General features: G+C 46.2%; 25 protein-coding genes and 1 tRNA gene. 15 read left to right on the top strand and 11 right to left on the bottom strand.

Translation table 11 applies throughout. From position 1 onward, the window contains the following. Positions 1-36: 36 nt before the first annotated feature. The 6 genes from dusA (at position 37) to ICE89_RS03330 (ending at position 4,214) form a co-directional block, all read left to right on the top strand. Positions 37-1,119, top strand: a complete 1,083-nt coding sequence (dusA, locus tag ICE89_RS03355) for a tRNA dihydrouridine(20/20a) synthase DusA (protein WP_216264849.1) — start codon at positions 37-39, stop codon at positions 1,117-1,119. Between the two features lie 66 nt (positions 1,120-1,185). Continuing rightward, positions 1,186-1,261: transfer RNA gene (locus tag ICE89_RS03350), tRNA-His, on the top strand. 139 nt (positions 1,262-1,400) lie between these two features. Next, positions 1,401-2,210, top strand: a complete 810-nt coding sequence (locus ICE89_RS03345; RefSeq protein ID WP_216264848.1) for an SUMF1/EgtB/PvdO family nonheme iron enzyme — start codon at positions 1,401-1,403, stop codon at positions 2,208-2,210. Positions 2,211-2,213: 3 nt separating this feature from the next. Then, a complete protein-coding gene (locus ICE89_RS11750; protein WP_216264847.1) occupies positions 2,214-3,542 on the top strand; it encodes an ATP-dependent RecD-like DNA helicase in 1,329 nt (442 codons plus the stop codon). Positions 3,543-3,597: 55 nt separating this feature from the next. Beyond that, entirely contained in the window at positions 3,598-3,888 is a 291-nt protein-coding gene (locus ICE89_RS03335) for an AbrB/MazE/SpoVT family DNA-binding domain-containing protein (RefSeq protein WP_216264846.1), read from the top strand. A 5-nt stretch (positions 3,889-3,893) separates the two neighbouring features. Further along, on the top strand, positions 3,894-4,214 hold the full coding sequence (locus tag ICE89_RS03330; protein WP_216265015.1) for a type II toxin-antitoxin system PemK/MazF family toxin: 321 nt from the start codon (positions 3,894-3,896) through the stop codon (positions 4,212-4,214). A gap of 5 nt (positions 4,215-4,219) precedes the next feature. Here ICE89_RS03330 and ICE89_RS03325 read toward each other — a convergent pair whose 3' ends face one another. Genes ICE89_RS03325 through ICE89_RS03310 form a run of 4 tightly spaced genes read right to left on the bottom strand, consistent with a single transcriptional unit; the run spans position 4,220 to position 8,717 of the window. Then, entirely contained in the window at positions 4,220-5,806 is a 1,587-nt protein-coding gene (locus ICE89_RS03325; RefSeq protein WP_216264845.1) for a gamma-glutamyltransferase family protein, read from the bottom strand. A gap of 35 nt (positions 5,807-5,841) precedes the next feature. Beyond that, entirely contained in the window at positions 5,842-6,834 is a 993-nt protein-coding gene (locus tag ICE89_RS03320; protein ID WP_216264844.1) for a tripartite tricarboxylate transporter substrate binding protein, read from the bottom strand. Between the two features lie 60 nt (positions 6,835-6,894). Next, a complete protein-coding gene (locus tag ICE89_RS03315; RefSeq protein WP_216264843.1) occupies positions 6,895-8,292 on the bottom strand; it encodes an FAD-binding oxidoreductase in 1,398 nt (465 codons plus the stop codon). Positions 8,293-8,318: 26 nt separating this feature from the next. Next, positions 8,319-8,717, bottom strand: a complete 399-nt coding sequence (locus ICE89_RS03310; protein WP_216264842.1) for a nuclear transport factor 2 family protein — start codon at positions 8,715-8,717, stop codon at positions 8,319-8,321. 183 nt (positions 8,718-8,900) lie between these two features. Between ICE89_RS03310 and ICE89_RS03305 the strand changes: the two genes are divergently transcribed. From ICE89_RS03305 to ICE89_RS03280, 6 genes are all read left to right on the top strand, one after another. Beyond that, entirely contained in the window at positions 8,901-10,262 is a 1,362-nt protein-coding gene (locus ICE89_RS03305; RefSeq protein WP_216264841.1) for an amidase, read from the top strand. 115 nt (positions 10,263-10,377) lie between these two features. Next, positions 10,378-11,979: an ABC transporter substrate-binding protein gene (locus ICE89_RS03300; protein WP_216264840.1), complete on the top strand. Its 1,602-nt coding sequence runs from the start codon at positions 10,378-10,380 to the stop codon at positions 11,977-11,979. A 34-nt stretch (positions 11,980-12,013) separates the two neighbouring features. Then, on the top strand, positions 12,014-12,955 hold the full coding sequence (locus ICE89_RS03295; RefSeq protein ID WP_216264839.1) for an ABC transporter permease: 942 nt from the start codon (positions 12,014-12,016) through the stop codon (positions 12,953-12,955). A gap of 5 nt (positions 12,956-12,960) precedes the next feature. Further along, on the top strand, positions 12,961-13,863 hold the full coding sequence (locus tag ICE89_RS03290) for an ABC transporter permease (protein ID WP_255558641.1): 903 nt from the start codon (positions 12,961-12,963) through the stop codon (positions 13,861-13,863). A 3-nt stretch (positions 13,864-13,866) separates the two neighbouring features. Beyond that, positions 13,867-14,874: an ABC transporter ATP-binding protein gene (locus tag ICE89_RS03285; protein WP_216264838.1), complete on the top strand. Its 1,008-nt coding sequence runs from the start codon at positions 13,867-13,869 to the stop codon at positions 14,872-14,874. Next, positions 14,867-15,850 carry an ABC transporter ATP-binding protein gene (locus ICE89_RS03280; RefSeq protein WP_216264837.1) on the top strand — a complete coding sequence of 328 codons (984 nt, stop codon included), beginning with the start codon at positions 14,867-14,869 and terminating at the stop codon, positions 15,848-15,850. The genes ICE89_RS03285 and ICE89_RS03280 overlap by 8 nt, the downstream gene beginning before the upstream one ends. Before the next feature lie 2 nt (positions 15,851-15,852). Here the strand turns inward: ICE89_RS03280 and ICE89_RS03275 are convergent, their stop codons facing one another. From ICE89_RS03275 to ICE89_RS03245, 7 genes are read right to left on the bottom strand one after another with little or no spacing between them, the layout of a single operon-like run. Continuing rightward, on the bottom strand, positions 15,853-16,479 hold the full coding sequence (locus tag ICE89_RS03275) for a LysE family translocator (protein ID WP_216264836.1): 627 nt from the start codon (positions 16,477-16,479) through the stop codon (positions 15,853-15,855). Positions 16,480-16,496: 17 nt separating this feature from the next. Then, on the bottom strand, positions 16,497-18,017 hold the full coding sequence (locus ICE89_RS03270; RefSeq protein WP_216264835.1) for a M81 family metallopeptidase: 1,521 nt from the start codon (positions 18,015-18,017) through the stop codon (positions 16,497-16,499). Positions 18,018-18,033: 16 nt separating this feature from the next. After that, a complete protein-coding gene (locus ICE89_RS03265; protein WP_216264834.1) occupies positions 18,034-19,314 on the bottom strand; it encodes an allantoate amidohydrolase in 1,281 nt (426 codons plus the stop codon). 2 nt (positions 19,315-19,316) lie between these two features. Next, positions 19,317-20,678, bottom strand: coding sequence for an aspartate aminotransferase family protein (locus ICE89_RS03260; protein ID WP_223146585.1), 1,362 nt, complete (start codon positions 20,676-20,678; stop codon positions 19,317-19,319). Then, positions 20,675-21,838 (bottom strand): M20 family metallopeptidase, encoded by a 1,164-nt coding sequence (locus ICE89_RS03255; protein ID WP_216264833.1) that lies wholly within the window; start codon positions 21,836-21,838, stop codon positions 20,675-20,677. The genes ICE89_RS03260 and ICE89_RS03255 overlap by 4 nt, the downstream gene beginning before the upstream one ends. A gap of 36 nt (positions 21,839-21,874) precedes the next feature. Next, positions 21,875-22,603 (bottom strand): LrgB family protein, encoded by a 729-nt coding sequence (locus tag ICE89_RS03250; protein ID WP_216264832.1) that lies wholly within the window; start codon positions 22,601-22,603, stop codon positions 21,875-21,877. Further along, positions 22,596-22,943, bottom strand: a complete 348-nt coding sequence (locus ICE89_RS03245) for a CidA/LrgA family protein (protein WP_216264831.1) — start codon at positions 22,941-22,943, stop codon at positions 22,596-22,598. The genes ICE89_RS03250 and ICE89_RS03245 overlap by 8 nt, the downstream gene beginning before the upstream one ends. A gap of 139 nt (positions 22,944-23,082) precedes the next feature. On the opposite strand from ICE89_RS03245, the gene ICE89_RS03240 reads away from it, so the two are divergent. From ICE89_RS03240 to soxX, 3 genes are read left to right on the top strand one after another with little or no spacing between them, the layout of a single operon-like run. Beyond that, positions 23,083-23,532, top strand: a complete 450-nt coding sequence (locus ICE89_RS03240; protein WP_216264830.1) for a (2Fe-2S)-binding protein — start codon at positions 23,083-23,085, stop codon at positions 23,530-23,532. A 10-nt stretch (positions 23,533-23,542) separates the two neighbouring features. Next, positions 23,543-25,759 (top strand): molybdopterin cofactor-binding domain-containing protein, encoded by a 2,217-nt coding sequence (locus ICE89_RS03235; protein ID WP_216264829.1) that lies wholly within the window; start codon positions 23,543-23,545, stop codon positions 25,757-25,759. A 27-nt stretch (positions 25,760-25,786) separates the two neighbouring features. Beyond that, on the top strand, positions 25,787-26,227 hold the full coding sequence (gene soxX, locus ICE89_RS03230) for a sulfur oxidation c-type cytochrome SoxX (RefSeq protein ID WP_216262011.1): 441 nt from the start codon (positions 25,787-25,789) through the stop codon (positions 26,225-26,227). Positions 26,228-26,237: the final 10 nt, after the last annotated feature.

Raw genomic sequence — 26,237 nt, 5'->3', positions numbered from 1 at the left:
TTAAAATGACTATCAATTGCCATTTAATCGAAGTTCATGATCAATACTCCAAAGAAACGTTTAGCAGTCGCCCCCATGATGGAGTGGACGGATCGCCATTGCCGCTCTTTTCACCGCACGCTTACTAAAGAGGCTGTGCTTTACACGGAGATGGTTACTTCTGGCGCATTGATGCATGGTGATGTCCCGCGCCATTTAGATTACTCACAAGATCAACACCCTGTTGTTCTTCAGCTTGGGGGATCAGAGCCAACGGATTTGGCAAGGTCTGCCGAATTAGCGAAGCAGTGGGGCTACGATGAAATTGACCTCAATTGTGGCTGTCCCTCAGAGCGCGTTCAACGCGGAGCTTTTGGCGCTTGTTTAATGGCTGAGCCTAATTTAGTTGCAGACTGTGTAAAGGCAATGAAGAAAGCGGTAAATATACCAATTTCTGTAAAGCATCGCTTAGGCTTAGACTCAATGGATGCTGCAAATTCAGAAGCCGACTACCAATTTGCACTGAACTTTATTCTTGCAGTAGCTGATGCTGGTGCGAGTCAGGTAACGATTCATGCACGCAATGCTGTGCTCAAAGGTTTATCGCCAAAAGAGAATCGTAGCAAACCGCCATTGCGTTATGAAGTAGCTGCAAAGCTAAGATTGGATGCGCAAAAGCAATTTCCGAATCTCAAAGTACTGCTCAATGGCGGCCTGGAAACTAATGAGCAAATCGCTGGCCATTGGAATGATTTTGATGGCTTCATGGTGGGAAGGATGGCATATCATTTTCCTGCGCTGCTCTTAGGTTGGGATGACATGATCAATACCGATGGTGATGCTGCCGGCTATCTCTTTAGTGAAACTGAGTGGCATCGCATTCAGATTGCCCTAGTGATGCAAGTTCAGGCTTGGTTTGATGAATGCCAAGCCAAAGGAAAACTTTTTTATATTGGCGCATTCACAAGGCATATTTTGGGCTTAGCTCATGGCAGGGCAGGGTCACGATATTGGCGCCAGCGTCTCTCAGATCACCATGCTTTGGCCAAAGTTCAGAGCAAGTCAGCCATATTGGATTTCTTTATCGATGCGAGTCTGTGCCTTGGAGATTGGGCCGCTTTTGAGTTCGAAACAGCCTAAGAACCTGGAAATACTGTGTTTTTGACAGTTTTTTAGCTGAAAAGCTATAATTTGTGATCTTCAGTGGCGGACGTAGCTCAGTTGGTAGAGTCCCAGATTGTGATTCTGGTTGTCGCGGGTTCGAGCCCCGTCGTTCGCCCCATAGTCTTCGAGTAAAAAGCCCCTGAATCAGGGGCTTTTTACTTTTCAACCCTGAATTACCAATTTAGACTTTTATGCGCCATACGTTTGCCCCTGACAGCAAAACATTTCAATACTAAGCGTAGTTTTCGAGTTCTAATATGCTTACAAAATTTCTACTGTATATGAAAAAATTTGATGTCTTTCCAATTATCTTTGGTGTCTTGCTCAGTATTGTGGCCTCGTATTTCATGCTCAGATCTACCCTAAGTCAAGGCGCTCCTAGTTCAACTATTACTTCAATACAGATTGGAAATTTGATGTGGGATCAAACCGAGATGAATATTGCTGATGTAAAGATGTATGCGTCATCTACGGAGTTTGTCAGTGCTGCTGAAAAGAAGGGTGGCGGATTGTCTTATGAGTCCGGCTTTGTTCAAAAGCCAGGGTGGACTTGGAAGACGCCATACGGTGTGATTGCAAAAGATGCTGAGCCTGCAGTTCATCTAAACCAGAAAGAGGCTGAATCTATTTGTCGCTATTTTGGTAAACGTTTGCCAACAGATGCCGAATGGACGAGTGCCGCATTCTTGGAGCAAAGAAGCAATCCGCCGACTGGATATATCAAGGGTCAGCGTTACCTATACCCAGGTGGCAGCACTCCTGAGGCATCTCATTGTCTAAGTGGTTGTGGTGACTACAAAGGCCTTGCACCGGCCGGCGCTCTGAACCGAGGCGCTGGACACGTGATTACTGGCTCAACCAAGCCTAGCGTCAATGGCTTGTTTGATATGGGCGGTAATGTATGGGAATGGACTGCTACAGAGCGCAATGGCGGCTACATCACTCGTGGAGCATCGTGGTGGTATGGCCCTGATAGACAGCAAGAGAGCGATGTTGAATCCAAGCCTGGCGATATTGCTGTGGTTTATATCGGATTTCGTTGTGTAGCCGATGCCGTGAAACAATAGGGAATGACTAATTCCGCAGTAGATTCTTCTGAAATTGAAATTACCCCCGATTACCAAGCGGTAATTGAGGCTATTGAGCGTCACGATCCTTATATATTCGTTAGCGGAAAAGCGGGCACCGGTAAAACAACCCTCATCGGCTACCTACGAGAGACCATTCCTGGCAACGTCGTGGTAGTTGCACCAACAGGGGTTGCCGCTCTTCAGGTTAAAGGGGTGACAATCCATTCCTTCTTTAGATTACCACCGCGACTTATTTTCCCTGAGGAAGATATCAAGCCGCTGCGTGATAAACGCCTTTATAAAGATATCCGCTTACTCATCATTGATGAGATCTCGATGGTACGTGCTGATGTCGTAGATGCAATGGATTTATTTCTGCGCGAGAACGGTCCGCAAAAGGGCAAACCCTTCGGTGGTATTCAGGTGATGTTTGTGGGGGATTTATTTCAGCTGCCACCAGTAGTTTCTAGTGCAGATATGCAAGTCTTGTCAGAGCGTGGTTACGAAGGACCCTATTTCTTTTGCGCTATGGCCTTGCATCGAAAAGATGTCACGATGGTAGAGCTCTCTAGGATCTTCCGTCAAAAGGATGAGCACTTCGCAGGCTTATTAAATCGCATTCGAATTAATCATGACATTGATGAGGCTCTTGATACTCTAAATACACAGTGCTATCGCAAAGATGCTGAGATAGATGAGCAGACCATTACTCTGACCACTACGAATGCACGAGCAGATCAAATCAATGGTGCTGGCTTGCGCGCAATTACCGTTGACGGTAAGGTCTACGCAGGTCAGTCGACCGGTAAATTTAATATTGATGAGCGTAACTTGCCATCACCCAATAATTTGGTACTCAAGGTTGGCGCCAAAGTGATGTTCACTGCAACGGATCCTGGATTTCCTAAGCGCTGGGTCAATGGCACTATTGGCGTAGTGCGTGAGTTATTGCCAGATAAAGTGAAGGTGATGGTGCAAAACGGGCCGTATTCAAATACTGTTGAAGTCACAGGCCATCAGTGGGAATCTTATCGCTATGATCACGACATGATGTCAGGGAAGATCTCCCCGAGCATTATCGGCACTTATGTTCAGATACCGCTCATGTTGGCTTGGGCTGTAACGATTCATAAGAGCCAGGGCAAAACACTTGATAAAGTGAAAGTAGATCTTTCATCAGGAGCGTTTGCCTCGGGACAAGTCTATGTTGCCCTAAGCCGTTGTAAAACGATTGAGGGCATTTCTCTACAGAGGCCGATTGAGCCCAGAGATGTGAGCTGCGATCAAGAGATCAAGCGTTTCTATCTGAATTGCTTGCCTTCTAAATAAGGCTATTTTTTCTTATTTGACGTCTGCCGGCTTATGTAATAACATTGTTGTTACTATGAATAAGAGCCATAAATCCAATGCTGAAACTAGAGTGCCACTACAGGTAGCCATTCGAGCTATTGGCAACTCTAAAGGCGTGGTTATCCCAAAGATTATTCTTGAACAATCCGGGATAAAGGAGATTGTTGAGATGTCGGTCGACGGAGAAAAAATTGTTTTAAGTAAGCCTAAAAATACTGTGAGAGAGCATTGGGCTCAAGATGCCCAAAGCCTTGCAAAGGTTGTCGAGGATAAGTTGGTGCTTGGAGAGTTTGCAAACGAAGAAGATGGGGATTGGGTTTGGTAAGGAGCATCGTTTCTCGTGGAGAAATTTGGCTTATTAATTTAGATCCTATGATCGGAAGTGAAATTAAAAAAACACGTCCTTGTATTGTGGTATCACCTCAAGAGTTAAATGACCATTTGTGCACCATCATTGTTGCGCCTATGACTAGCAAGGGTAGACCTGCGGGCTTTCGAGTGCCTATTACGCACGATGGCAAGAAGGGGCTAATTCTTTTAGATCAAATTAGAGCTGTTGATAAAGCGCGCTTGGTCAAGAAAGTGGGCAAGAGCAATCCAAAAACCCTATCTGCCAGTCTTGGCGTGCTACAAGAGGCTTTTGCTATTTAACTTCTTTAGAAGCCAGCTGCCAATCCATCTCTACGGTGATCGCTGCCAGCAATATAAGCAGAGTCGGCATCTTCTGAGAGCCTGGCAATTGCTTGCGCACTGCCAAAGTCCAAGCTGTTCGCTGGTTGTACAGCAACCTCATGTCCTAGCGCTTTCAATCCATCAACCACGCTCTGGGGCATTGCCGCTTCCACAGTGAGCTTGCCTACATCATCAATACGCCAACGTGGCGCATCAGAACAGGCTTGTGGATTCAGGTATTCATCTACAAAGCGCATCACAAATTGAATATGACCTTGTGGTTGCATATTGCCGCCCATCACACCAAATGCCATAGTGGGTTTGCCATCCTTAGTGAGGAAGGCGGGAAGAATGGTGTGAAAAGGTCGCTTGCCTGGTGCAACTTGATTGGGGTGCCCATCCTCTAATCGGAAGCTCATGCCGCGATTATGGAAAGCAATGCCACCTGGGGCAACTACTCCAGAACCAAAGCCTTTGAAGTTGGATTGAATATAAGAAATCATGATGCCGGATTCATCGGCGGCGCATAAGTAAACAGTGCCGCCTGAATGAGGATCTCCAGGCCCATAGCTACCAGCCTTGTTGTTATCAATCATGGCTGCGCGACTGGCCAAGTAATCTCTATTTAAAAGAGAGCTCACTGGCATTTGCATAGAGCGTGCATCGGAAACGTAGGCATAAACATCAGCAAACGCCATCCGCATAGCTTCAATTTGCAAATGAATACGTTGCGCTGAATTAGCCGGGTACTGTTTCACATTGGCTGCTTGCAAAATACCTAAGGCAATTTGAGCGGCAATACCAGATCCGTTTGGCGGAATTTCATGGAGAGTGTAATCACCATAATCAAAGGCCAGAGGCTCAACCCACTCCGGCTGGTTATCAGCGAAGTCTTGCATAGTGAAGCAACCGCCAGTAGCCCCTGCAAAGTCCACCATACTTTGTGCAAGTGGACCTTTATAAAAAGAATCGCCTTCCGTGGCAGCAATTTCTCTTAGAGTCTTAGCTTGCGCAGGATATTTCCAGATTTGCCCCGCTTGAGGTGCTTTGCCACCAATTAAAAATGACTCTACAAAACCAGGTTGGTTTTTAAGGATTGGGATAGCCTCACGCCATTGACGAGCGATAACAGGTGAAACCGGAAAACCATTTTCAGCATAGTCGATCGCACGTTTAAACAATTGCGCAAAGGGCAGCTTGCCAAATTTTCTGGAGAGTTCGATCCAACCAGCAACCACGCCGGGGACAGTGACTGTATTCCAACCAATTAAATCCATACCCTCTTTGCCAGCAAAATACTCTGGCTTCCAAGATGCAGGGGCACGACCAGAAGCATTTAGGCCATGTATCTTCTTGCCATCCCAAAGGATTGCAAAACCATCTCCACCTATGCCGTTCATCGTGGGCTCAACAACGGTGAGTGTGATTGCGGTTGCAAGTGCCGCATCCACTGCGTTGCCGCCACTCTGTAGAGCTTCAATACCAGCCTGAGTGGCTAGCGGTTGAGAGCTCGCAACCGTGTTTTTAGCTAAAACAGGGGCGCGACTACCAAAAGGAGGGGATATCAACATGATTATTTTTTCTATTTATTGATTAGAGGCGCTTATCAATCAATCTTGATATTGGCAGCTTTGACAATCTTGGCCCATTTAGCTTGTTCGGCAATCGTAATCTCGGTGAGTCTTTCTGAGTTTGCAAATTGCGGATGAATCCCTTGATTGGCCAACCTATTTTTAAAATCAGGATTAGTCAAAATTTTGCGGATTTCTTTTTCTAAGCGGGAGACTATAGAGGGTGAGGTGCCTTTAGGTGCATAAATAGCAAATAGGTTTTCAACATCAAATTTCTTCATGCCATCTTGCTCAAACGTTGGAACATTGGGTAGTAAAGGGGAGCGCTCAGAGGAGGCAATGGCGATAGGCCGTAGCTTACCGCTTTGAAGATGCGGTAACGATGCGGTAAGGCTATCAAACATCAGCATGGTATTGCCTGCTATCAAATCAGGTAAAGCAAAGCTACTCCCTTTGTAAGGGATGTGGACACCAGTCGCGCCAATCCTCTGCATAAATAATTGGGCCTCTAGATGAGATAGGGTGCCGTTGCCTTGGGATGCGTAATTAAAGTTGCCGTTTTTAGACTTAATGAAGGCAATGAGTTCTGGCATATTTTTTGCAGGAACGCTGGGATTTACTTCCAGTATGTGAGGTACCGAACCAACTTGGGCTACTGAGATGAAATCTTTTTCCAAATCAACCGGTGGATTATTAAAGAGGGCTTGTGCAATGGCCTGGTTTGTTAATGCGCTAAAGTGAATCGTGTAGCCATCAGGATTGGCCTTAGCAGCAGCGGTCATGCCAATCATTCCACCAGCGCCTGGTTTATTTTCAATCACAACGGCTTGACCTAAAGCTTCTCCGAGTGGCGCGGCAATACTGCGAGCAAAAATATCCGTTGAGCCTCCAGCAGGAAATGACAATATCATTTGAATCGGCTTCTTAGGCCAATCCGCATCTGGTGCAGCTATGCCGGTATTGATCAATCCAAGGGTAAGGGCGATGCTAAAAATAATCTTACTTAGGATGCGATGAGTGGGATTCATAAGAGTCTTAATGTAGAAATAGAGAAATAGAGAAATCAATTGAAGTCTGAAATGATGAGCTTACTTTTCATCTTTATACCAATACCACTTATATAGAAAGCTCTGACCTAATCTCCTAAATGGTGCAAAGGCTTCAGATCGTACTTTCCCAAACAGGTTGGGAAACTCTAAAGGGGAGTTGTAAATTGGGAGCTTAAATACTTCTGAATTGACCTTGCTACCAGCAACGAGCTCAGCCAAGCGCTTACCAGCCCAGGTAGAGAATGAAACTCCATTGCCACCATAACCTAGGGCATGCCAAACCTTTTGCGTCGGGTCTGGCTGAGTAATGCGAGGCATCATATCGTGACTGACATCTACCCATCCCCACCAGGAGTAATCAATCTGAATGCCTGCAAGAGGCGGAAATTTTCTAGCAATGGCGTCAGTCAATAATTTTAAGTGCACAGGGGCATCGGCATCGGCACCGCTAATAGAACTTCGGCTGCCTAATTGAAGTCGATTGTCTTTTAAGAGGCGGTAGTAAAAGCGCAATGTGCGTGTGTCAGTTAAAAAAGTATGCGAAAGAAAGTTGCAGGCTGCGATCTCTGCATCACTGAGCGGTCTAGTGACTACGGAATTGGACAGAATAGGGAGGATGCGATTCTTAATGGGTTTTAATCCTTGTATGCCATAGCCACCGGTACAGATCGCAATCCGTTTTGCACGCACTACGCCGCCCGGCGTTTGAATATGATGCACACCATCAATCGTTTCCCAGGACTCCGCTGGACTAGCGGTATGAATCTTTATTCCTAGGCTTTGTGCTTTTTTGAGTAATCCAAATGTCAATTTGAGTGGATGGACACCAATTCCCTCGCGCTCTAAAAGTGCTCCACTTGCATCATGATCATCACAGTATTGCGCTCTTAATTCTTGCGCACTCATGAGCAAGGGATCGTACCCAAAGATCTCTTTACGCACCCTTGCTTCATTTTGCAAATAAGCCATTTTTTCTGGACGATGAGCAACATAGAGGTGACCACCATCAGTAGCATCGCAATCAATTTGACTGACTAGTTCCTGGAAATTTTCAAAGCCAGTGTAGATTTCTCGATCAAGCTTTTTAGCAGTATCTAAACCCCAGCGCTCAATCCATTGAGAGCGAGACAGACGACCGCTGGCATTTTGACCTTGCCCGCCACTTCTGCTGGAGCAGCCCCAAGCGGTTTGGTTGGCTTCTAAAATCACCGCTTGAATGCCATGCTCTTGGGCTAGGTAGAGTGCAGTCGATACGCCGGTTGATCCTGATCCAATCACAACAACATCGACATCCATGTCTTGGATGATTGGACCATCTGTTTTTGGCGGGGTACCAGCGCTGGCAACCCAGTAGCTGGGAGCATAGTCTCGACCTGCCCCTGGATTTGAGGAGGTCAGCGGATCATATAGTGGGTCATACAGTAAATCAGATTTCATGGGGATTGAGTCTAGGGCATTCTGGCTTATTTTGCAGGTAGGTTGGGGCGATTCTTGCGAAAAGCATTTTTCAATTGAATCCTGCCGTCCTTGAAGGTAAAGATATCCACACCGTCAGCCTCTACTCGAGTGCCATCGGCAGCCGTTCCAGTAAAAGTCCACTCTGATACACCAAAGTTCCCATCCACAAAGTGTCGATCATTGATCCATTGAGCATCCGGAAAATTGATCCAAGCACTCTCAAACGCAGCTCTCACTGCCGTCATACCAACATGCCGTGAGCCGCAGGCATCAGGACCGGCTGCAGTCTGAAAAACACAGTCATCACTCATATAGCTCATGAGAGCATCAATATCGTGGCGATTCCAGGCAGCAGAAAATGCGGCAAGCGTAGTGGGGGTCATGAGGTTTTCTTTATTTTGCATAAAAATACTAAGGGCTAATTTGAGCTGAATTTGAGTAGGGATTGGGTTGAAAGTGATCTGAAGTGGGTTTGAGATAAGTACTATAGTATCGAATGATTCCTATAAAAAACTGAGACACAAAATGCGCAGCTATTCAAAAAGCCATTTGGAGTTATTTGACATCCTAAAAAACGGGTCATTGCAATGAAGCCTTATCACTTGTGGCCCGCATTGCAAGATATCGTGGCCGATGTAAAGGCGGGTAGAAGCTCAGCTTGCTCACAGGTCGAGCTTGCCCTGAGTTTGGCGAGCAAAGAAACCTTAGATTCCGCAACTTCTCCTACTTTCATTAGCCTCCAACCAGAGTTCGCATTGGCGATGGCGGATATGCTCGATGCCAAACTTAGCAGGGGCGAGGAGTGCGGTGATCTCTGCGGTATCCCATTTGCAGTAAAAAACAATATTGATTGGGCAGGATTTCATACCAGTGCTGGTAGCCCTAAGGCTTACTGTCATGAGCCTGAGAAAACAGCCTCGGTATTGCAGGGTCTGATCGATCGGGGGGCGATCCCGATTGGTAAAACCAATATGAATGAGTGGGCGGTGGGTTTAACTGGTGAAAATGCCCACTTTGGCAATGTACCAAACCCACACTTACCGGGCTGCCTATCAGGCGGGTCATCCAGCGGTAGCGCCAGAGCAGTAGCCATGGGTATTGTTCCGATGGCGCTGGGCTCTGACACTGGGGGTTCGATTCGGATGCCTGCAGCATGGTGTGGCATTGTTGGTCTGCGACCCTCAAGTGAGTCATTTGCATTAGATGGGGTGGTTCCGCGTTCTCGTACATTAGATGTAGTGGGCCCTATTGTCCGAACAGTGGGCGATTGTCATTACTTCTTGGGCAACTCTTTTTTGCCTAAATCTACTGTATTGAAGTCTGGTGCAGATCTTCTCTCCATCAAGATTGGCTGGGATCCTAGTTTGCTAGCTGGTGTTGAGCAGGGTGTGGCAACTGCCTTTCAACAGTTCATGTCTGAGGCAGAAAAAAATCCTGGCGTGACATTCATTGAGCAGTCCTGGCCAAGCTTTCCAGCCGCCACTAATTGCGCATTAACTGTATTGCAGATGGAGTTTTTGCAGGATTTTCGGGAGATGTGCGGTGAAGTCGAGATCTATGCCGACCAATTAGGTAAACCGGTAATAAATGAACTGCGGCATTCTGCCTCACTGGACTCCGACGTACTTCGTATCGCCTATGCCGAGCTAGAGACCTTTCGGCAGTCTATGGCCAAAATAATGGCTTCTGTGGATATGCTGGCTTTGCCCTTAACCCCGTGTGGGCCAGTGTTAGAGAGTGGCTTACCAGAGGCTTCCAAGCCACTGAGGGAATTAAGCCTTCCCATGGGGGCTGCTGGTTTGCCTATTCTAGGGATGCCCCTTTTATATACAAAGGAAGGTTTTGACTTATCTGCATCCAGCTTGGCTGGCGTTCAATTGGTGGGCAAGCAATATCAAGAACACAAACTTGTATATATGGTAAAAACTTACTTAGGTGCACCAAATTGAGGCGCAAAAGATTTCTTTGAGTAGTCCCATTCAGTAGTCTAGTTATATAAGTTTGTAAGCACGGCATTCATAAAAATAAAGTTGGTTTTGCAATGCGTTTAATTACGGAGACAATATGATTAATACATTAAGACGTTCGGTAATGTTGGCAGTGATTCCTCTTGCAGTTGCTTTTGGAACTGTCGGAATCTCAATGCCAGCACAAGCACAGCAGCAAAAAACCCTGAGATTTATTGCTCAGGCTGATCTCAAGATCTTAGATCCAATCACCACCACGGCTTACATCACTCGTAACCATGGTTATATGGTGTATGACACCCTGTTTGCGATGGATAGTAAGTTTGAAATCAAGCCACAGATGGTGGACAAGTTCACCGTAAGTCCCGACAAAAAAACTTATACCTTTACTTTGCGTGATGGCCTCAAGTTCCACGATGGCACACCGGTTCGCTCTGCAGACGTGATTGCTTCACTTGAGCGCTGGTCAAAGCGTGACGGTCTTGGCCAAAAACTGGCAGAGTCTACAGATTCCTGGAGCGCAACAAACGATAAAACGTTTGTTTTAAAACTCAAGAAGCCATTTGCTTTCGTTTTAGATGCTTTGGGTAAGCCTTCTTCCAACGTGCCATTCATCATGCCAGAGCGTATTGCGAAGACGGATGCATTCACAAACATCACCGACCCTACTGGTTCAGGCCCCTTCAAGATGGTGAAAGACGAATGGGTTCCTGGTAGCAAAGTGATTTATGTCAAAAACACAGATTACATTCCTCGCAAGGAAGCGCCATCTTGGGCCTCAGGCGGTAAGGTGGTTAAGGTTGATCGTGTAGAGTGGCTGTACATTCCTGATGCAGCTACTGCAGCAAATGCCTTGGGTAATGGCGAGGCTGACTGGTGGGAGCAAATGCCTCCAGACCTGATCCCAGTGCTTGCTAAAAATAGCAGCGTGAAGGTACAAAACATCGATCCTTTGGGTTCAATGGGTCTGATTCGTTTTAACTTCTTAAATCCTCCATTTAACAATGAGAAGCTCCGCCGTGCAGTTGCCATGGTTGTGAATCAACAAGATTACGTTTTAGGTATTGCTGGCAGTGCAGATAATGGTAAGCCTTGCGCCTCCTATTTCACTTGCGGCACACCTTTGGCTAGCAATGTTGGCTCTAGCTTATTAACTGGCAAACGTGATTTTGAGGCTGCTAAAGCCTTGATTAAGGAATCTGGCTATAAGGGCGAGAAGATTGTCATTATTTCTGCAGCGGATCAGCCGATCGTTCAATCACAATCCCTTTTAACTACAGAGCTTTTACGTAAATTGGGCTTGAATGTGGAATTGCAAGCGGGCGATTGGGGCAGCTTAATTACTCGTCGTACTTCTAAAGAGCCAGTTGATAAGGGTGGTTGGTCTATCTTCCATACTTGGCTGGTTGGTCCTGACTTGCTCAATCCAGGTGTGAACTTTGCCCTGCGTGGTAATGGTGAGAAGGCTTGGTTTGGCTGGCCTACAGATCCAAAGTTAGAGTCTTTGCGTGAAGCGTATTTTGAGGCACCTAATGCAGCAGGCGCTAAGAAAGCAGCAGAAGCAGTTCAGGCTCGCGCATTTGAGTTCCTGCCTTACATTCCGACAGCCCAGTTTATTTTGCCAACCGCATACCGTACTAATCTCTCTGGGATTATTGTGGCGCCAATGGCATTCCTCTGGAATGTGGAGAAGAAGTAATTTTGTTTTTCATTAAAGCCTTAGGAGTTCAGTTTTGCTTTCATATATCTTAAGGCGCTTGGGCGCAACGGTGGTCGTGATGGCCGTCGTTGCGTTTGTTGTTTTCTCTCTTTTGTATCTCACGCCTGGCGATCCTGCTGCCGTTATTGCAGGAGACGTGGCTACGTCTGAGGACATCGCCAGAATTCGTCAATCTTTAGGTCTAGATCAACCATTCTTAGTACGCTTTGGAACCTGGGTCTGGGCTTTGCTGCATGGTGATTTGGGAACATCCATCTTTAATAGCCTGCCTGTTTCCAAACTCATTGGTCAAAGAGTGGAGCCCACTTTATCTCTGACGATTTGTACTTTAATTGTAGCCATTTTGACTTCCGTGCCTCTTGGTGCAATCGCAGCAGCCCGCGCTGAAAGCAAGTTAGATCACGCCATTATGGGATTTTCTGTTCTGGGTTTTTCTATCCCCGTCTTTGTTTTGGCGTACTTATTGATACTGCTCTTTTCCTTGCAACTAAACTGGTTGCCAGTGCAGGGCTATCGCCCCATTAGCGAGGGTATTTGGCCTTGGTTTAAGCATTTGATTCTACCGAGCATTGCATTGGGCACGGTATACGCAGCCTTAATTGCCCGTATTACGCGCGCCAGTGTTTTAGATGTCTTATCCCAAGACTACATTCGGACTGCGCAGGCCAAGGGCTTAACAGAGCGCAACATCATGATTCACCATGCACTTAAAAATGCGGCCGTTCCCATCATTACGATTATCGGTATTGGTATCGGCCTACTGATCTCCGGGGCAGTGGTGACCGAAACTGTTTTTGCTATTCCAGGAATAGGGCGCCTAACTGTCGATGCCATTTTGCGGCGTGACTATCCCATTATTCAAGGAGTAATTTTGATTTTCTCCGCGACCTACGTCCTCATTAACTTGATGATTGATTTGTCGTATGTCTTTTTTGATCCTCGCATTCGTTACTAGGCCCTATGATTAATAACAATGCTATGGACACGGTAACTGAGTCAGTGCAGATTTCAAAAGTGCGTTTATTTTTGAATGTGCAGTTGCCCTCTGTATACAAGCGCTATCCTTTTGCAGTCATTGGCGCGGCAACATTGTTGCTCATGACTTTTATCGCTATTTTTGCGCCGTTCTTGGGAACTATCGATCCACAGTCAGTTGCGCCTTTGAATCGTCTCAAGCCGCCTAGCTGGGATAATTGGTTTGGAACAGATGCTTTAGGCCGAGATGTCTACAGTCGCGTGATGTATGGTGCGCGTGTATCACTCATTGTAGGTATTGCAGTCGCATTTTTAAGTACGATTATTGGTTTATCTATCGGACTAGTAACGGGCTTTATACGTTGGTTAGATGCCATTGTGATGCGCATTATGGATGGACTCATGTCTATCCCTTCCATTTTGCTAGCGATTGCCTTGATGGCTTTAACTAAAGCCAGTATTGAAAACGTGATTATTGCGATCACGCTGGCAGAAGTGCCACGGGTAGTGCGCTTAGTTCGTAGTTTGGTGTTAGGTTTACGTGAACAGCCTTATGTAGAAGCTGCAGCAGCTTCAGGCACACCTTTAATCAAAACCTTAGTACGTCATATATTGCCTAATATTGCTGCTCCACTGCTAGTTCAGGCAACGTATATCTGCGCTTCGGCAATGATCACAGAAGCTATTCTGTCGTTTATCGGCGCAGGGACACCGCCAAATATTCCGAGTTGGGGAAATATCATGGCCGAATCGAGAAGCTTATTTCAGATTGCCGGCTACCTTATTTTGTTCCCATCGATTTTTCTGTCTGCCACTGTATTGGCTATCAATTATTTGGGTGACGGCCTGCGTGATGCTCTGGATCCTCGTCTTTCGAGGAGAATGTAAGCGATGAGTCAAAGCACTGGCAAATCAATCTTAGAGGTCAAAGATCTACGCACATATTTTTATACGCGTGATGGTGTAGTGCGCTCTGTAGATGGCGTATCTTTTTCAATTTCTGAAGGCGAAACGCTGGCGATTGTTGGAGAGTCAGGTTGCGGCAAAAGCGTCACTTCTTTATCTTTGCTGCGCCTAATTCCATCGCCACCTGGAAAGATTGTTTCAGGTTCTATTCTTTACCATGGCAAAGATCTCTTGGAGCTCTCAGAGGATGAGATGAGGGGTATTCGAGGCGATAAGATCTCTATGATCTTCCAGGAACCGATGACCTCATTAAATCCTGTGCTGACTATTGGTAGGCAAATCAGCGAGGTATTAGAGCTTCATCGGCACTGCACCAAAGATGAGGCACGTACTCGAATCCTAGAATTATTAAAACTTGTAAATATTTCTGAGCCTGACAGACGCATTGATGAATATCCGCATCAGCTTTCAGGGGGCATGCGTCAACGTATCATGATTGCTATGGCCTTAGCTTGCGATCCTGAGATTTTGATTGCAGATGAACCTACTACTGCTTTAGATGTGACCATACAGGCACAAATTCTGAATCTCATGCGTGAGCTACGAGATCGGACTCGTGCAGCCATCATCTTAATTACCCACGATCTGGGAGTTGTTGCGGAAATGGCGCAGCGGGTTGTGGTGATGTATGCGGGCAGAAAAGTAGAAGAGGCCAGTGTGTTTGATCTCTTTGCCAAGCCTTTGCATCCATACACCTTAGGCCTTTTAAATTCAATGCCGCGTTTAGATGATGCCAGCTCTAAGAGGCTGGTGGAAATTCCAGGTATGGTTCCTTCGATGAAGACGGAAATTGTTGGGTGTGCCTTTGCGCCTCGTTGCTCTGTAGCTACTGAGCGTTGCACTCAGGAATCACCTATCTTGCAAGATCATGGCAATGGTCATTGGGTCTCGTGCTGGAATCCAATATCTGCGGCTGGAGTTGCGCATGAGTAAGAGTAAAAAAGTGCTCTTGGAGCTTAATAATTTATGTAAACATTATCCGATTCGTAAAGGTTTATTTAGTAAGGTTGCTGCTTATGTTTATGCGGTTGATGGCGTCAGCTTTAGCATCTATGAAGGCGAAACTTTGGGGCTGGTAGGGGAGAGCGGTTGCGGTAAATCGACTGTCGGTAGAACCATCCTGCGCCTACTAGATCCTACTGCGGGAGAAATTCTTTGGCGCGGAGAGCGTATCGATGAACTCTCGCGCTCAGAGATGCGGCCCTTCAGAAAAGAGATTCAGGCAGTTTTTCAGGATCCTTATTCTTCTTTAAATCCGCGAATGCGAGCTGCTGACATTGTGTCAGAGCCTTTGCGTAATTTTGAGAAGCTCACACAGGCTGAAGGTCGTGAACGAGTAAAAGAGTTATTTGCCTTGGTGGGATTAAGACCGGACCAAATGTTGCGCTATCCCCATGAGTTTTCTGGCGGCCAGCGCCAACGTTTAGGTATTGCACGCGCCCTATCCGTGAAGCCAAAACTCATTATGTGTGATGAACCTGTATCTGCATTGGATGTTTCAGTTCAGGCACAGGTAATTAACTTATTGGGTGATCTCCAAAAAGAGTTTGGTGTTTCCTATTTGTTTATTGCGCATGACCTAGCCGTGGTTAAGCACATTAGCCACCGAATCGCTGTGATGTACCTAGGACGTGTTGTTGAGTTGGCAGAAACGGCAGAGTTGTTCTCCAGGCCATTACACCCCTATACAGAAGCCTTGTTATCGGCCGTTCCCATTCCAGACCCAACGAGACAGCGCAAGCAGATTGTTTTAGGTGGAGATGTGCCAAGCCCTATTAACCGTCCGAGTGGTTGTCATTTCCATACACGCTGTATTTACGCACAAGAGCGTTGTAAGCGAGATGAGCCAAAGTTGGAGGAGGTTTCTCCTGGGCACTTTGTGGCTTGCCACTTTAAATTAAATACCTAGCTCTAAATGCTTAGGGTCCATAGGGCAGTAGCGATCAACATGATGGCTAATAGGTAGTTAAAGAACATCAAGCGTCTACCAGTTCCAAGCCATTCTTTAAAGAGCGCTCCAGTGATGGCATAAGTCATATTGCTTGTAAAGGCAAAGAACATTAATACTGCACATGCCATGGCTAGTCGTTCAGTTGGGTTATTAGTGGTCTGTCCTTCTGTGTAAATAACCCAAGAACCGTTGACGGTAATTGCGAGAAGCCAGACTTTAATATTTAAAAACTGAATGACTACGCCTTTAAAGAAGTTCATATTGAGGTTTGCAGTGCTTACATCATCTAATTGCTTGCGCTGACATAGCTTGAATGCTAGCCATAGTAAATAGAAGCAACCTAGCAATTTGATAGATAGCCTCAGGCTGGGAACCTCGGTGATTAAAGCACCTAAGCCCAGGCCGCTAGCCAGCATGATGAACAGCCATCCTATAGGAACCGATAGGGTAAATGGAATGGTGCGACGAAATCCTTCGTTAGTCGCAATTGCCGTAGTTAACATCGTATTTGGGCCGGGTGAAAAAGTCATTGCCGCACTAAAAAGTACCAGTGCAATGAACTCATTGGCATTAAAAATAGAGAGCATGTTACAAATACGACTTGCTACGAGGTAGTTTTGGCATCAAGTGGATAGATCGGGCGTCTAATGTGCTTTATATCAAACCAATCATAATTTGAGCTAGTAGGGCCACCTTGATCTGAGTCGCACTCTACAAAGCCTTTGCTGATTGGGAAGAAAACCGGTCTACAGTACATGCGTGATTTCAGTAAAACGAATGATTTACTTTCCAGCTGAATGCCTAGACTGGTCATCACAGCAATGTCATAAGGTTCAACCCGTGCAGAGCTAATGACGATATCCACATCCTTAGTTTGAAATAAAACACTGGGACCCATGTTTAAGATAGATCCATTGAAGATAGGACCTGTTACGGTGATCTTGCCATCACTAATGGCCTTAACAATCCCTGTGAGCTTTAATGGCGGTCTTGCTTTGCCTTTACTCATCCAGCCAGACTTATTGCCCAATTCGATGGTGACTTCCTGGTTGAGGCCTACTTTGATTAATTTTTTGACTGTTTCAGGATCTGCTATCGGTCCTGCAGCAATATTGCTTAACCCATACTGAAGCGCGGCCTCGAGGATATCCGTAGTATCGCAAGTCCCACCTGACATGACATTGTCACTATGATCAAGCAATAGAACCGGACCCTTATCTGCGGTTTGCGCAATAGTGGCGGCTCTCATCAAAGCCAATTCAATCGGCGTGCTCTCATAAACAAAGCCATCTGCCTGGGCAAGAATCATATTCTGCAATTCATCCGCTACTGCATAAGCGATTGCGTTTGATGGGTCTATGTGTTGATCGGCAACCACAATGACGGACATGCCAGCACCCTCAAAATCAGCGAGACTAAAACCTGCCATGATGGAGATTCCTAAAACGCCAGGCCTAGACTCCATCTCAATAGCTGCATCGACTACCGCTTTCATGGCACCTTCATTGGTGTTGCTACGTAGGGTATGAGATAGAACAGGGACTTGTCGGAAAGCAATGCTTGGACTTACATCTCCCTGCAGCATTTTTTTGAGCAATTTTCCGGCGTGTACGCCAGTTTCATACATATCAATATGAGGATACGTTTTGAAGCTGACCATGACATCGCTATGTTGAACCATGGCAGGCGTCACATTACCGTGTAAATCAAGCGCCACTGCAAGAGGGATGTTAGGCGCTATTGCTCTAATTCTTTGCAATAGAGTGCCTTCTCCATCAACTGCTTCTTCAGAAACCATCGCGCCATGCAGATCTAAGAGAATCGCATCACATCCTTCCTGAACTGCAGCTACGATACTGTCACAAATTTTATCGTACGCTTGAGCGCATACCGTGCCGCTTGGATTGGCATAAGCACTAACAGGGGTAATGATCTCAACATTTTCTTCTTGGGCGATTTGTATAAACGCACCCATGGCTGTTCTGGCGTTCTTCTGATCGTGATAAGCATCTTCACCCCACCTTGGATTGAATGCCTCGAGCGGTGTGGGAATCGGCGAAAAGGTATTGGTTTCATGTTGAAAGCGTGCAATAACCCATTTGCCAGCTAATTTTTTCTCTGTCATTGTCTTTGTAATGAGATTATTTGGGTGCTATGGATTTGGACTTGGCGTAGGCTAAGATTGATTGCAGCAGTACATTAGCACCAGCCTCCAAATGCTCTGCTTTGGCATCCTCGATTTCATTGTGACTGACACCGTCTTTACAAGGAATGAAGATCATCCCTGTAGGTGCAAGACGATTCATATAAATAGCATCATGACCCGCCCCCGAGACCACATCCATGTGGGAATAACCGAGTGCTTGTGTGGCTTGACGAATAGCGTCAATGCAGCCTGCATCAAAATTACAGGGTGGAAAATAAGATACTTCTTTTAGTTCGATAGCGATGGATTTTTCGGCAGCCACTTTTTCAATAAATGCTCTCAGTTCAAGCGTCATCTGATCCAATGTCTCGTTATTAGGATGACGTATATCAATAGAAAATTGCACTCGCCCTGGAATGACGTTTCTACTATTGGGAAACACTTGCACCATACCAACGGTACCTCTGCCATGCGGAGCGTATTGATGGGCAAGTTCAACGACTTTTTGCATGATGCCCAGAGAATTCTGCAGAGCATCACTTCGAATATCCATTGGCGTTGGACCAGCGTGCGCTTCAAAGCCTTGAACAGTGCAATCAAACCAACGTAGACCCATTACGGCTGGAACTACACCAACCATCTTGTCTTGATGTTCCAGAACGGGGCCTTGTTCAATGTGAGCTTCAAAGTAAGCTGCGCAAGGGTGGTCACCAGGTTTTTGAGTGCCCAAGAAGCCAATGCGAGTTAGCTCATCTTTAACATTCTTTCCTTGATTATCTTGAGCTGCATAAGCAAGCTCTTGGCTAATAGCCCCAGCAAAAACCCCTGAGCCCATCATGACCGGTGTGAAGCGCGAGCCTTCTTCATTGGTCCAAAAAACCACCTCAATAGGGGCTTCAGTTTCAATGCCATGATCATTTAGGGTTTCGATTACTTCAAGTCCTGCCAATACCCCATAGTTGCCATCATATTTGCCACCAGTTGGCTGCGTATCAATATGACTACCAGTCATGATGGGAGCTAGGTCGGGGTTGCTCCCAGCGCGGCGCATAAAAGTATTGCCAATTTGATCAGTCACGATGGATAAGCCTAAGCTCAAAGCCTTATCAATCACCCATTGACGACCTTGCTTATCCAAATCAGTGAGGGCAAGACGACAAACGCCACCCTTTTGGGTGGCGCCAATCTTCGCTAAGTCTAGGAGGGAGCGGTAAAGCCGATCTCCACGAACACGAAGTACGTGCTCTGCATTCTGAGGGGCTTTAGCAGCTCCCACAATTAGAACGCCTTCTTGAGTACTTTGCCAAAAGTCTCAATAAAGGATTCAAGTTCAGATGGAGTAGCTACAAACGGCGGACCTAAGGCAATCGTATCTCCAGTGATGCGAACTAATACTCCGTTCTCTATGCAACTCTCTAAGACTTGCATGCCTCGTAATCCTGGCTTACCAGCGATGGGCTCCAAATCGAGACCTGCCGAAACCCCACAGTTACGGATATCCAGAATTCCATTCATACCCTTATAAGAATGAACACCGTCTTCAAGTATTTTCTCTAATACCTTGGTCTTTTCCATAATGCCATCGGATTCAAAAATATCTAAGGATGCATGGGCTGCTGCAGTCGCGATAGGGTGGCCTGAGTAGGTGAAGCCATGGAAAAACTCAATGACTTGTTCTTGGCCACCAGCACCCATAATGGTGTTGTAGATGTCTTCGCGCACAATGACGCCGCCCATGGGGATTACGCCATTAGTGATGGCCTTGGCAAAGGTAATCATGTCAGGTTTAACGCCAAAGCGATCAGCACCAAAATTGGAGGCTAAGCGTCCGAAACCGGTAATTACCTCATCAAAAATCAGTAAGATGCCGTGCTTGTCGCAAATTTCTCGTATTTTTTGTAAATATCCAACTGGCGGAACAATAACACCAGTAGAGCCTTGAACAGGTTCCAGAATCACTGCCGCAATATTACTTGCGTCGTGCAGCAGAACAATTCGCTCTAACTCATCGGCTAAATGGGCACCCCAAGTTGGCATTCCTTTGGAGAAAGCCATCTGCGATAAATTCAGTGTGTGTGGAAGATGATCTACTCCAGGCATCATGACCGAACCAAATGATTTGCGATTGGTGGGTATTCCGCCAACCGAGATTCCACCGATACATCCACCGTGATAGGCTCGCTCCCTACCAATAAAACGCGTGCGACTAGCTTCACTTTTTGCACGGTGATAGGCAAGGGCAATCTTCAGGGAAGTATCTACTGCTTCTGATCCAGAGTTCACAAAAAATACTTTGTTTAAACCTGCTGGTGCATAACTAACAATTCTTTCAGCCAAACGAAAGGTCTCAGGTCCTGCCATTTGAAAGGCAGGGACATAGTCCATTTTTTGATATTGCTTTTGAATGGCTTCAATAATGCGAGGATCGCCATGACCTAGTGGTGAAGTCCATAGACCGGATGCGCCATCAAATAATTTTCGTCCATGATCGTCGGTGTAGTAAACACCTTTTGCCGCCACCATGATTTTTGGCTTGTTCTTGAAGTAGCGATTAGGTGTGTAAGGAAGCCAATAGGCATCCATATTTGCCACACCAGTATTGGTATCTACTTCTTTAAAAGGGGAGCTTTCAATTTTCATTTGGCCTGTGCCTCTTCATGTGATTCGTTATTCTGCCAATCTATGATAAGCCTTTCAAATAGGGTCGTAGCTTGGGTGATTTTCTCGGTGTAGCAAAATTCATTGGTCTGGTGTGCCATCTCTGGCTGACCAGGACCTAGGACAACGGTAGGAGGGTCTCCAATCTGGCCTTTTAATGCAGAAGCATCGGTAAAGTAAGAGATCGATTTGGGAGAAGGTTGGATGCCATTAATTGTTTCACAATGGGCGTAGACGGTTTGTATCCATGGATGATCTGGTGGGGTATAAATTCCCTCTACATCCATGATCGTTTCCAGTTTGATATTAGGCCCCAGTGTTTTGCAGAGACAGCCGTAAATATGACGGTGACTTTGCCCTGGAACAGAGCGAATGTCTAAGGTCATTTCTGCTGCATCAGGTACCGAATTAATATTCAATCCAGCTTTAGCTGTGCCAACGTTGAGAGTACCTTGCCCCATTAACTTATGGGCCGGGGTATCGAATTCATATTTTTCAAGCAAGAGGGCGCCCCTTGCTATTTTGTAAAAGGCGTTATCGCCTCGTTCGGGCATAGAGCCATGAGCGGTAATTCCCTCTGCTTTTGCCCTTAACCAATAGGCACCCTTGTGGCCAATGATCGGTTCATTTGCAGTTGGCTCAGCAACCACAAAGCATCCTACATTGCCAATAAAGTCGATCACTTGTTTTTGGGCAGCAATATAGAAGGCGCCTTCGCAACCGGTTTCTTCACCAGCAGTAATAATCAAACTAATGCCGCCTTGGTTTCTTGCCATTTCAGCAGTACGCATTGCCGCTACTACAAAGGCGCCAATGCCACTTTTCATATCGCTGGAACCACGCCCAAAAAGCTTGCCATCAACAATTGCACCTCCAAAGGGCTCATGATCCCATTGGCGATCGCCTAAGGGCACTACATCCACGTGCCCAGTGAAGCAAATATTGGACTTATTGGCTGACCCCGGAATGCGCGCAACAACACTTCTGCGGCGGGGAGCAAAGTCTACATTCATACACTCAAAATTGGCAGACTCTAGTAACTCAGTTAAATAATTACAAAGTTCGTCTTCATTGCCTGGTGGATTAATCGTATTGAAGCGGATTAAATCTTGCGTTAGCTTGACTGGGTCTGGAATATTCATCGAGTTGTTTCGCGTTGGCTCTCTTTTAATATTAATTTACTTATTGAGTAAATGGTAGATGACTGGTACGGCTACGGCGCTTATCACACCATTCATTCCCATCGCTAGACTGGCATATGTTCCAGCTTCTGGGTGAATGCTAAAGGCGCGTGAAGTGCCTATGCCATGTGCCCCAATACCAATCGCAAAGCCTCTTTGCCACCAAGCCTTCATTCTCAACGCATTTAGAACAAAAGGCGCCAATATTGCCCCGAGTATTCCGGTGCTAACTGCAAAGATCGCGGTAAGGGTGGGTGAGACCCCGATACGTTCCGCAATACCCATAGCAATTGGTGCTGTAACTGATTTGGGGTACATTGCGCCAGTAATACTGGAATCTGCTCCAAGCATGGTGGCAATTCCTACGGCACTAATAATCGACACCAAGCCGCCGGTACAGAGCGAGGCAGCTAAAGGGATGGATCGGCCTTTAATGCTACTCAGCCCGCGATAGATTGGGATGGCTAAAGATACTGTTGCAGAGCCCAGTAAAAAGTGAATGAATTGGGCGCCTTCAAAGTAAGTTGCATAAGGCATTTCTATAAATTGAATCGTACTTGCCACAATTAAAATGGATATGGCTACCGGGTTAGCAAGTGGATTCTGATGGCTGGCTTTATAAATGCTCAGACCAATTTGATAGGCTGCAAGCGTAATGAACAAAGCAAACAGTGGACTTCCGGATAGATAGACCCAAATTTCGACTATGGAGTGCTTTTCACTCATGAGATTCTTTTTTACTTAAAAAGCGTGCAACAAGAGCGCTAGAGGCAATGGTGAGTATGACGCTACCTATTAGTGCGCTAATGATCGCCAAGGCATTGGCTTGTAGCTGCGGCAGAAAAAGCACCACGCCAACGGCAGCTGGCACGAAGAGTAGGCCAAGGTACTGGCTAAAGCCGTCAGCCACCATTGCTAGCTCTGAATTAATCCCTTTACGCAAAACCAGCCACAACACTAAGAGAACTAGCCCAATGACCGGGCCTGGCAAGGTTGGGAGCAGAAATTTAGAGGCAAGCTCTCCAAGGCTTTGAAAGAGAAGGATTTGAACGAGGCCAAAAATCATGTATCGATCTTACAGGGCATTAATTTATGTTGCAAAGCAATAAATCAATTCTTGGTTAAGATATTCACACCTAAAGAAGGGGTATATATGTTCCCCTAAAACAATAATGCAGTAATTAATAAAAAACAGGAGAGCACTCATGGCTGAATTGAATGTCAATGGCAAAAAATACAAGGTGGACGTAGATCCAGAAACCCCATTGCTTTGGGTGATCCGCGAACAGGTGGGATTAACCGGCACTAAGTATGGATGTGGAGTGGGTCAATGCGGCGCTTGCACAGTGTTATTTGAAGGCCAGGCTATTCGTAGCTGCTCTATTCCGGTGGCTTCAGCTGAAGGCAAAAGAATCGAGACGATTGAAAGTTTAGAGAAGAGTGGTCAGCTTTCTAAAGTTCAAAAAGCGTGGGTAGATAATCAAGTGCCTCAGTGTGGTTACTGTCAATCTGGCATGGTGATGGCAACCACTGCTTTGTTAAGAAACAATCCAAAGCCTACCGATGCGCAGATCGATGAATCTATTACTAATATCTGCCGCTGTGGCACATTCCAGCAAGTACGTGCAGCGATTCATGCGGCTAGCAAGGCTTAAGGGGAAAGACATGACTACAAATACAAATACTTCCCGTCGCCATTTTGTTATTGGCTCTAGTGCCATTGCCACTGGCTTAGCGATTGGCTTTGATCTCTCATTCATGTCTGCTGCAAATGCAGCGGTCGGTTCAGGCGCATCCGCCATGGCCCCATTAGCCACTCCAGAAATTGGTGTGTGGGTAGTAGTAAAGCCAAATGATGATGTTGTCGTACGTATTGTGCGTTCCGAAATGGGTCAGGGCACGATCACAGGTTTAGCTCAGATGGTTGCAGAAGAGTTGCAGTGTGACTGGAAAAAAGTGTCTTATGACTATCCATCACCAGGCGAGAATTTAAAACGTAACAAAGTCTGGGGTAGCTATTCCACTGGCGGTAGCCGTGGTATTCGTACTTCTGAGCAATATGTTCGCAAAGGCGGAGCTGCTGCGCGCATCATGTTGATTCAGGCTGCAGCCAACCAATGGAACGTTCCTGCCTCTGAATGCGTAGCAAAAGATAGCGTTATTACCCATACACCGTCTGGCAAAAAAACGACTTTCGGTAAAGTATCCCTAGCGGCATCACAGCTAGAAGTGCCTAAAGAAGTGCCATTGAAGGATCCAAAAGAGTGGACCTTGATTGGTAAGCCAGTTAATCGTATCGACGGTGTTTCTGACAAGGTAACTGGTCGACAGGTCTATGCAATTGACTTGAAGATGCCAGGTATGTTGGTGGCGAACATTAAAGAGTCTCCAGTATTTGGCGGCAAAGTGAAAAGCTACGATGCAGCTAAAGCACAGAACATGAAAGGTGTTAAGAAAGTAGTTCAGGTAGGTGACTCAGCAGTAGCCGTTGTCGCCGAGACTTTCTGGCAAGCTAAAACTGCATTAGATCAAGTGAATATCGTTTGGGATAGCGGTGATAACGTCAATGTCTCCAGCGCTTCTATTAAGAAGATGTTGGAAGAAGGGCTGAACGCTGACGATGCTTTTGTACATAACACCAATGGTGATGTTAAAGCCGCAATGTCAGGTGCGTCTAAGAAATTAGAGGCTACTTATTTCTACCCATTCTTAAATCATGCCACTCTAGAGCCACAAACAGCGACTGCAAAGTGGACCGCTGACTCTTGCGAGGCTTGGGTTCCAACGCAAGACGGCGAAGCTTCATTAGCGGCTGTGATTGCTGCATCTGGACTTCCTGCGGAAAAATGCAATGTCTACAAGGTAAACCTTGGCGGTGGATTTGGTCGTCGTGGAGCGTTCCAGGACTACACAACGCAAGCGGTGAACATTGCTAAACAAATGCCGGGCACTCCCATCAAACTGATTTGGACTCGTGAAGAGGATATGACCCAAGGTCGCTACCATCCAGTCATGATGTGTAAGATGACTGCAGCAATTGATGACAAGAAAAACGTCACTGGTCTCAATATGCGCTTGTCAGGTCAATCCATCTTGGCTGCAGTGCGTCCAGCAGTAGTTGCTGCAAACAAAGGTAAAGATCCTTTGACCTTCCAGGGTCTTGAGGATAGCGGTGAGCATGGCATTACTTACAGCTTCCCTAATCTCACTATTGACCACGCTATGCGTAATACACACGTGCCTCCAGGATTCTGGCGTGGTGTGAACGTCAACCAAAACGCCATCTTTATTGAAACGTTTATGGATGAGTTGGCTGAAGCAACCGGCATGGATGCGGTAGAGTTCCGTCGCAAGCATATGGAAAAGTACCCACGTGCAGTTGCAGTATTGAATGCGGTAGCTGATGGTATTGGCTGGACTAAGCCAGCTGCCCCAGGCGTCTATCGTGGTGTTGCGCAAATGCGCTCATTCGGTAGTTATGTTGCTGCAGCCTGCGAACTGTCTGTTACTAATGGTAATGAAGTGAAGATTCATCGCATTGTTGCTGCTACCGATCCAGGTTATGCGGTGAACCCTGCGCAAATTGCACGTCAAGTTTCTGGTTCTTTTGTTTACGGCTTATCCGCTTTATTCGAAGAAGAGATCACGATCGAAAAAGGTGCTGTTGTTCAGAAGAACTTTGACACCTTTAACTCGATTCGCCTCTATCAAATGCCAAAAGTGGAAACCATCATCATTCAAGGTGGCGGTAAGGAATGGGGTGGAGTAGGTGAACCGACGATTGCTGTAGCTGCTCCAGCTGTTCTCAATGCCATTTATCGTGCAACAGGCAAACGCTTGCGCACAGTGCCTTTGAAAAACAGCGGCATTAAGTTGGTCTAAGAGTTAGTTCACAGTGAAATTGTGTCGATGAGAAAGAGGATTGCACTAGCGTTTTCATTGCTAGTCATCCTCAATCTGAATGCTGTGCATGCTCAAGTAATTACGGGGGATTCGATTTTCGAATCCCTTTCTTCTGAGGCAGGCAACCCAGTACGTGGCAGAGCAATCGTAGCAAGTCGTCAAACAGGTTTATGTTTGTTGTGTCATAGCGGCCCCTTTCCAGAAGAGCGCTTTCAAGGAAATTTAGCTCCTGAATTGAAGGCGAGCGTAGCGAGGTTAAATGCACCTCAATTAAGAGCACGCATTGTGAATGCAGCACATTTCAATCCAGCAACCATCATGCCAGCCTACTATCAAACAAGCCATCTCAATCGTGTAGCCTCTAAATTTGTTGGTCAAACCATATTGAGTGGCCAAGAGATCGAAGACGTGGTCGCTTTCTTAATGACTTTGAATAATCAAAACTAACTGAACTCTA

Source organism: Polynucleobacter sp. AP-Kaivos-20-H2, from assembly GCF_018882215.1.
Classification (GTDB): Bacteria; Pseudomonadota; Gammaproteobacteria; order Burkholderiales; family Burkholderiaceae; genus Polynucleobacter.
Note: the sequence above shows the minus strand (reverse complement) of the source record. Positions and strands in the feature narration are given on the sequence as shown.

Excerpts from the sequence above, each read along its gene's own strand:
- ICE89_RS03315 (WP_216264843.1), bottom strand. The coding sequence starts at position 8,292 with ATGAAATCTGATTTACTGTATGACCCACTATATGATCCGCTGACCTCC.
- ICE89_RS03345 (WP_216264848.1), top strand. The coding sequence starts at position 1,401 with ATGCTTACAAAATTTCTACTGTATATGAAAAAATTTGATGTCTTTCCA.
- ICE89_RS03250 (WP_216264832.1), bottom strand. The coding sequence starts at position 22,603 with ATGAGTGAAAAGCACTCCATAGTCGAAATTTGGGTCTATCTATCCGGA.
- ICE89_RS03320 (WP_216264844.1), bottom strand. The coding sequence starts at position 6,834 with ATGAATCCCACTCATCGCATCCTAAGTAAGATTATTTTTAGCATCGCC.
- ICE89_RS03310 (WP_216264842.1), bottom strand. The coding sequence starts at position 8,717 with ATGCAAAATAAAGAAAACCTCATGACCCCCACTACGCTTGCCGCATTT.
- ICE89_RS03275 (WP_216264836.1), bottom strand. The coding sequence starts at position 16,479 with ATGCTCTCTATTTTTAATGCCAATGAGTTCATTGCACTGGTACTTTTT.
- ICE89_RS03255 (WP_216264833.1), bottom strand. The coding sequence starts at position 21,838 with ATGAATATTCCAGACCCAGTCAAGCTAACGCAAGATTTAATCCGCTTC.
- ICE89_RS03285 (WP_216264838.1), top strand. The coding sequence starts at position 13,867 with ATGAGTCAAAGCACTGGCAAATCAATCTTAGAGGTCAAAGATCTACGC.
- ICE89_RS03260 (WP_223146585.1), bottom strand. The coding sequence starts at position 20,678 with ATGAAAATTGAAAGCTCCCCTTTTAAAGAAGTAGATACCAATACTGGT.
- ICE89_RS03325 (WP_216264845.1), bottom strand. The coding sequence starts at position 5,806 with ATGTTGATATCCCCTCCTTTTGGTAGTCGCGCCCCTGTTTTAGCTAAA.
- ICE89_RS03305 (WP_216264841.1), top strand. The coding sequence starts at position 8,901 with ATGAAGCCTTATCACTTGTGGCCCGCATTGCAAGATATCGTGGCCGAT.
- ICE89_RS03280 (WP_216264837.1), top strand. The coding sequence starts at position 14,867 with ATGAGTAAGAGTAAAAAAGTGCTCTTGGAGCTTAATAATTTATGTAAA.
- ICE89_RS11750 (WP_216264847.1), top strand. The coding sequence starts at position 2,214 with ATGACTAATTCCGCAGTAGATTCTTCTGAAATTGAAATTACCCCCGAT.
- ICE89_RS03245 (WP_216264831.1), bottom strand. The coding sequence starts at position 22,943 with ATGATTTTTGGCCTCGTTCAAATCCTTCTCTTTCAAAGCCTTGGAGAG.
- soxX (WP_216262011.1), top strand. The coding sequence starts at position 25,787 with ATGAGAAAGAGGATTGCACTAGCGTTTTCATTGCTAGTCATCCTCAAT.
- ICE89_RS03300 (WP_216264840.1), top strand. The coding sequence starts at position 10,378 with ATGATTAATACATTAAGACGTTCGGTAATGTTGGCAGTGATTCCTCTT.
- ICE89_RS03290 (WP_255558641.1), top strand. The coding sequence starts at position 12,961 with ATGATTAATAACAATGCTATGGACACGGTAACTGAGTCAGTGCAGATT.
- ICE89_RS03235 (WP_216264829.1), top strand. The coding sequence starts at position 23,543 with ATGACTACAAATACAAATACTTCCCGTCGCCATTTTGTTATTGGCTCT.
- ICE89_RS03270 (WP_216264835.1), bottom strand. The coding sequence starts at position 18,017 with ATGACAGAGAAAAAATTAGCTGGCAAATGGGTTATTGCACGCTTTCAA.
- dusA (WP_216264849.1), top strand. The coding sequence starts at position 37 with ATGATCAATACTCCAAAGAAACGTTTAGCAGTCGCCCCCATGATGGAG.
- ICE89_RS03240 (WP_216264830.1), top strand. The coding sequence starts at position 23,083 with ATGGCTGAATTGAATGTCAATGGCAAAAAATACAAGGTGGACGTAGAT.
- ICE89_RS03335 (WP_216264846.1), top strand. The coding sequence starts at position 3,598 with ATGAATAAGAGCCATAAATCCAATGCTGAAACTAGAGTGCCACTACAG.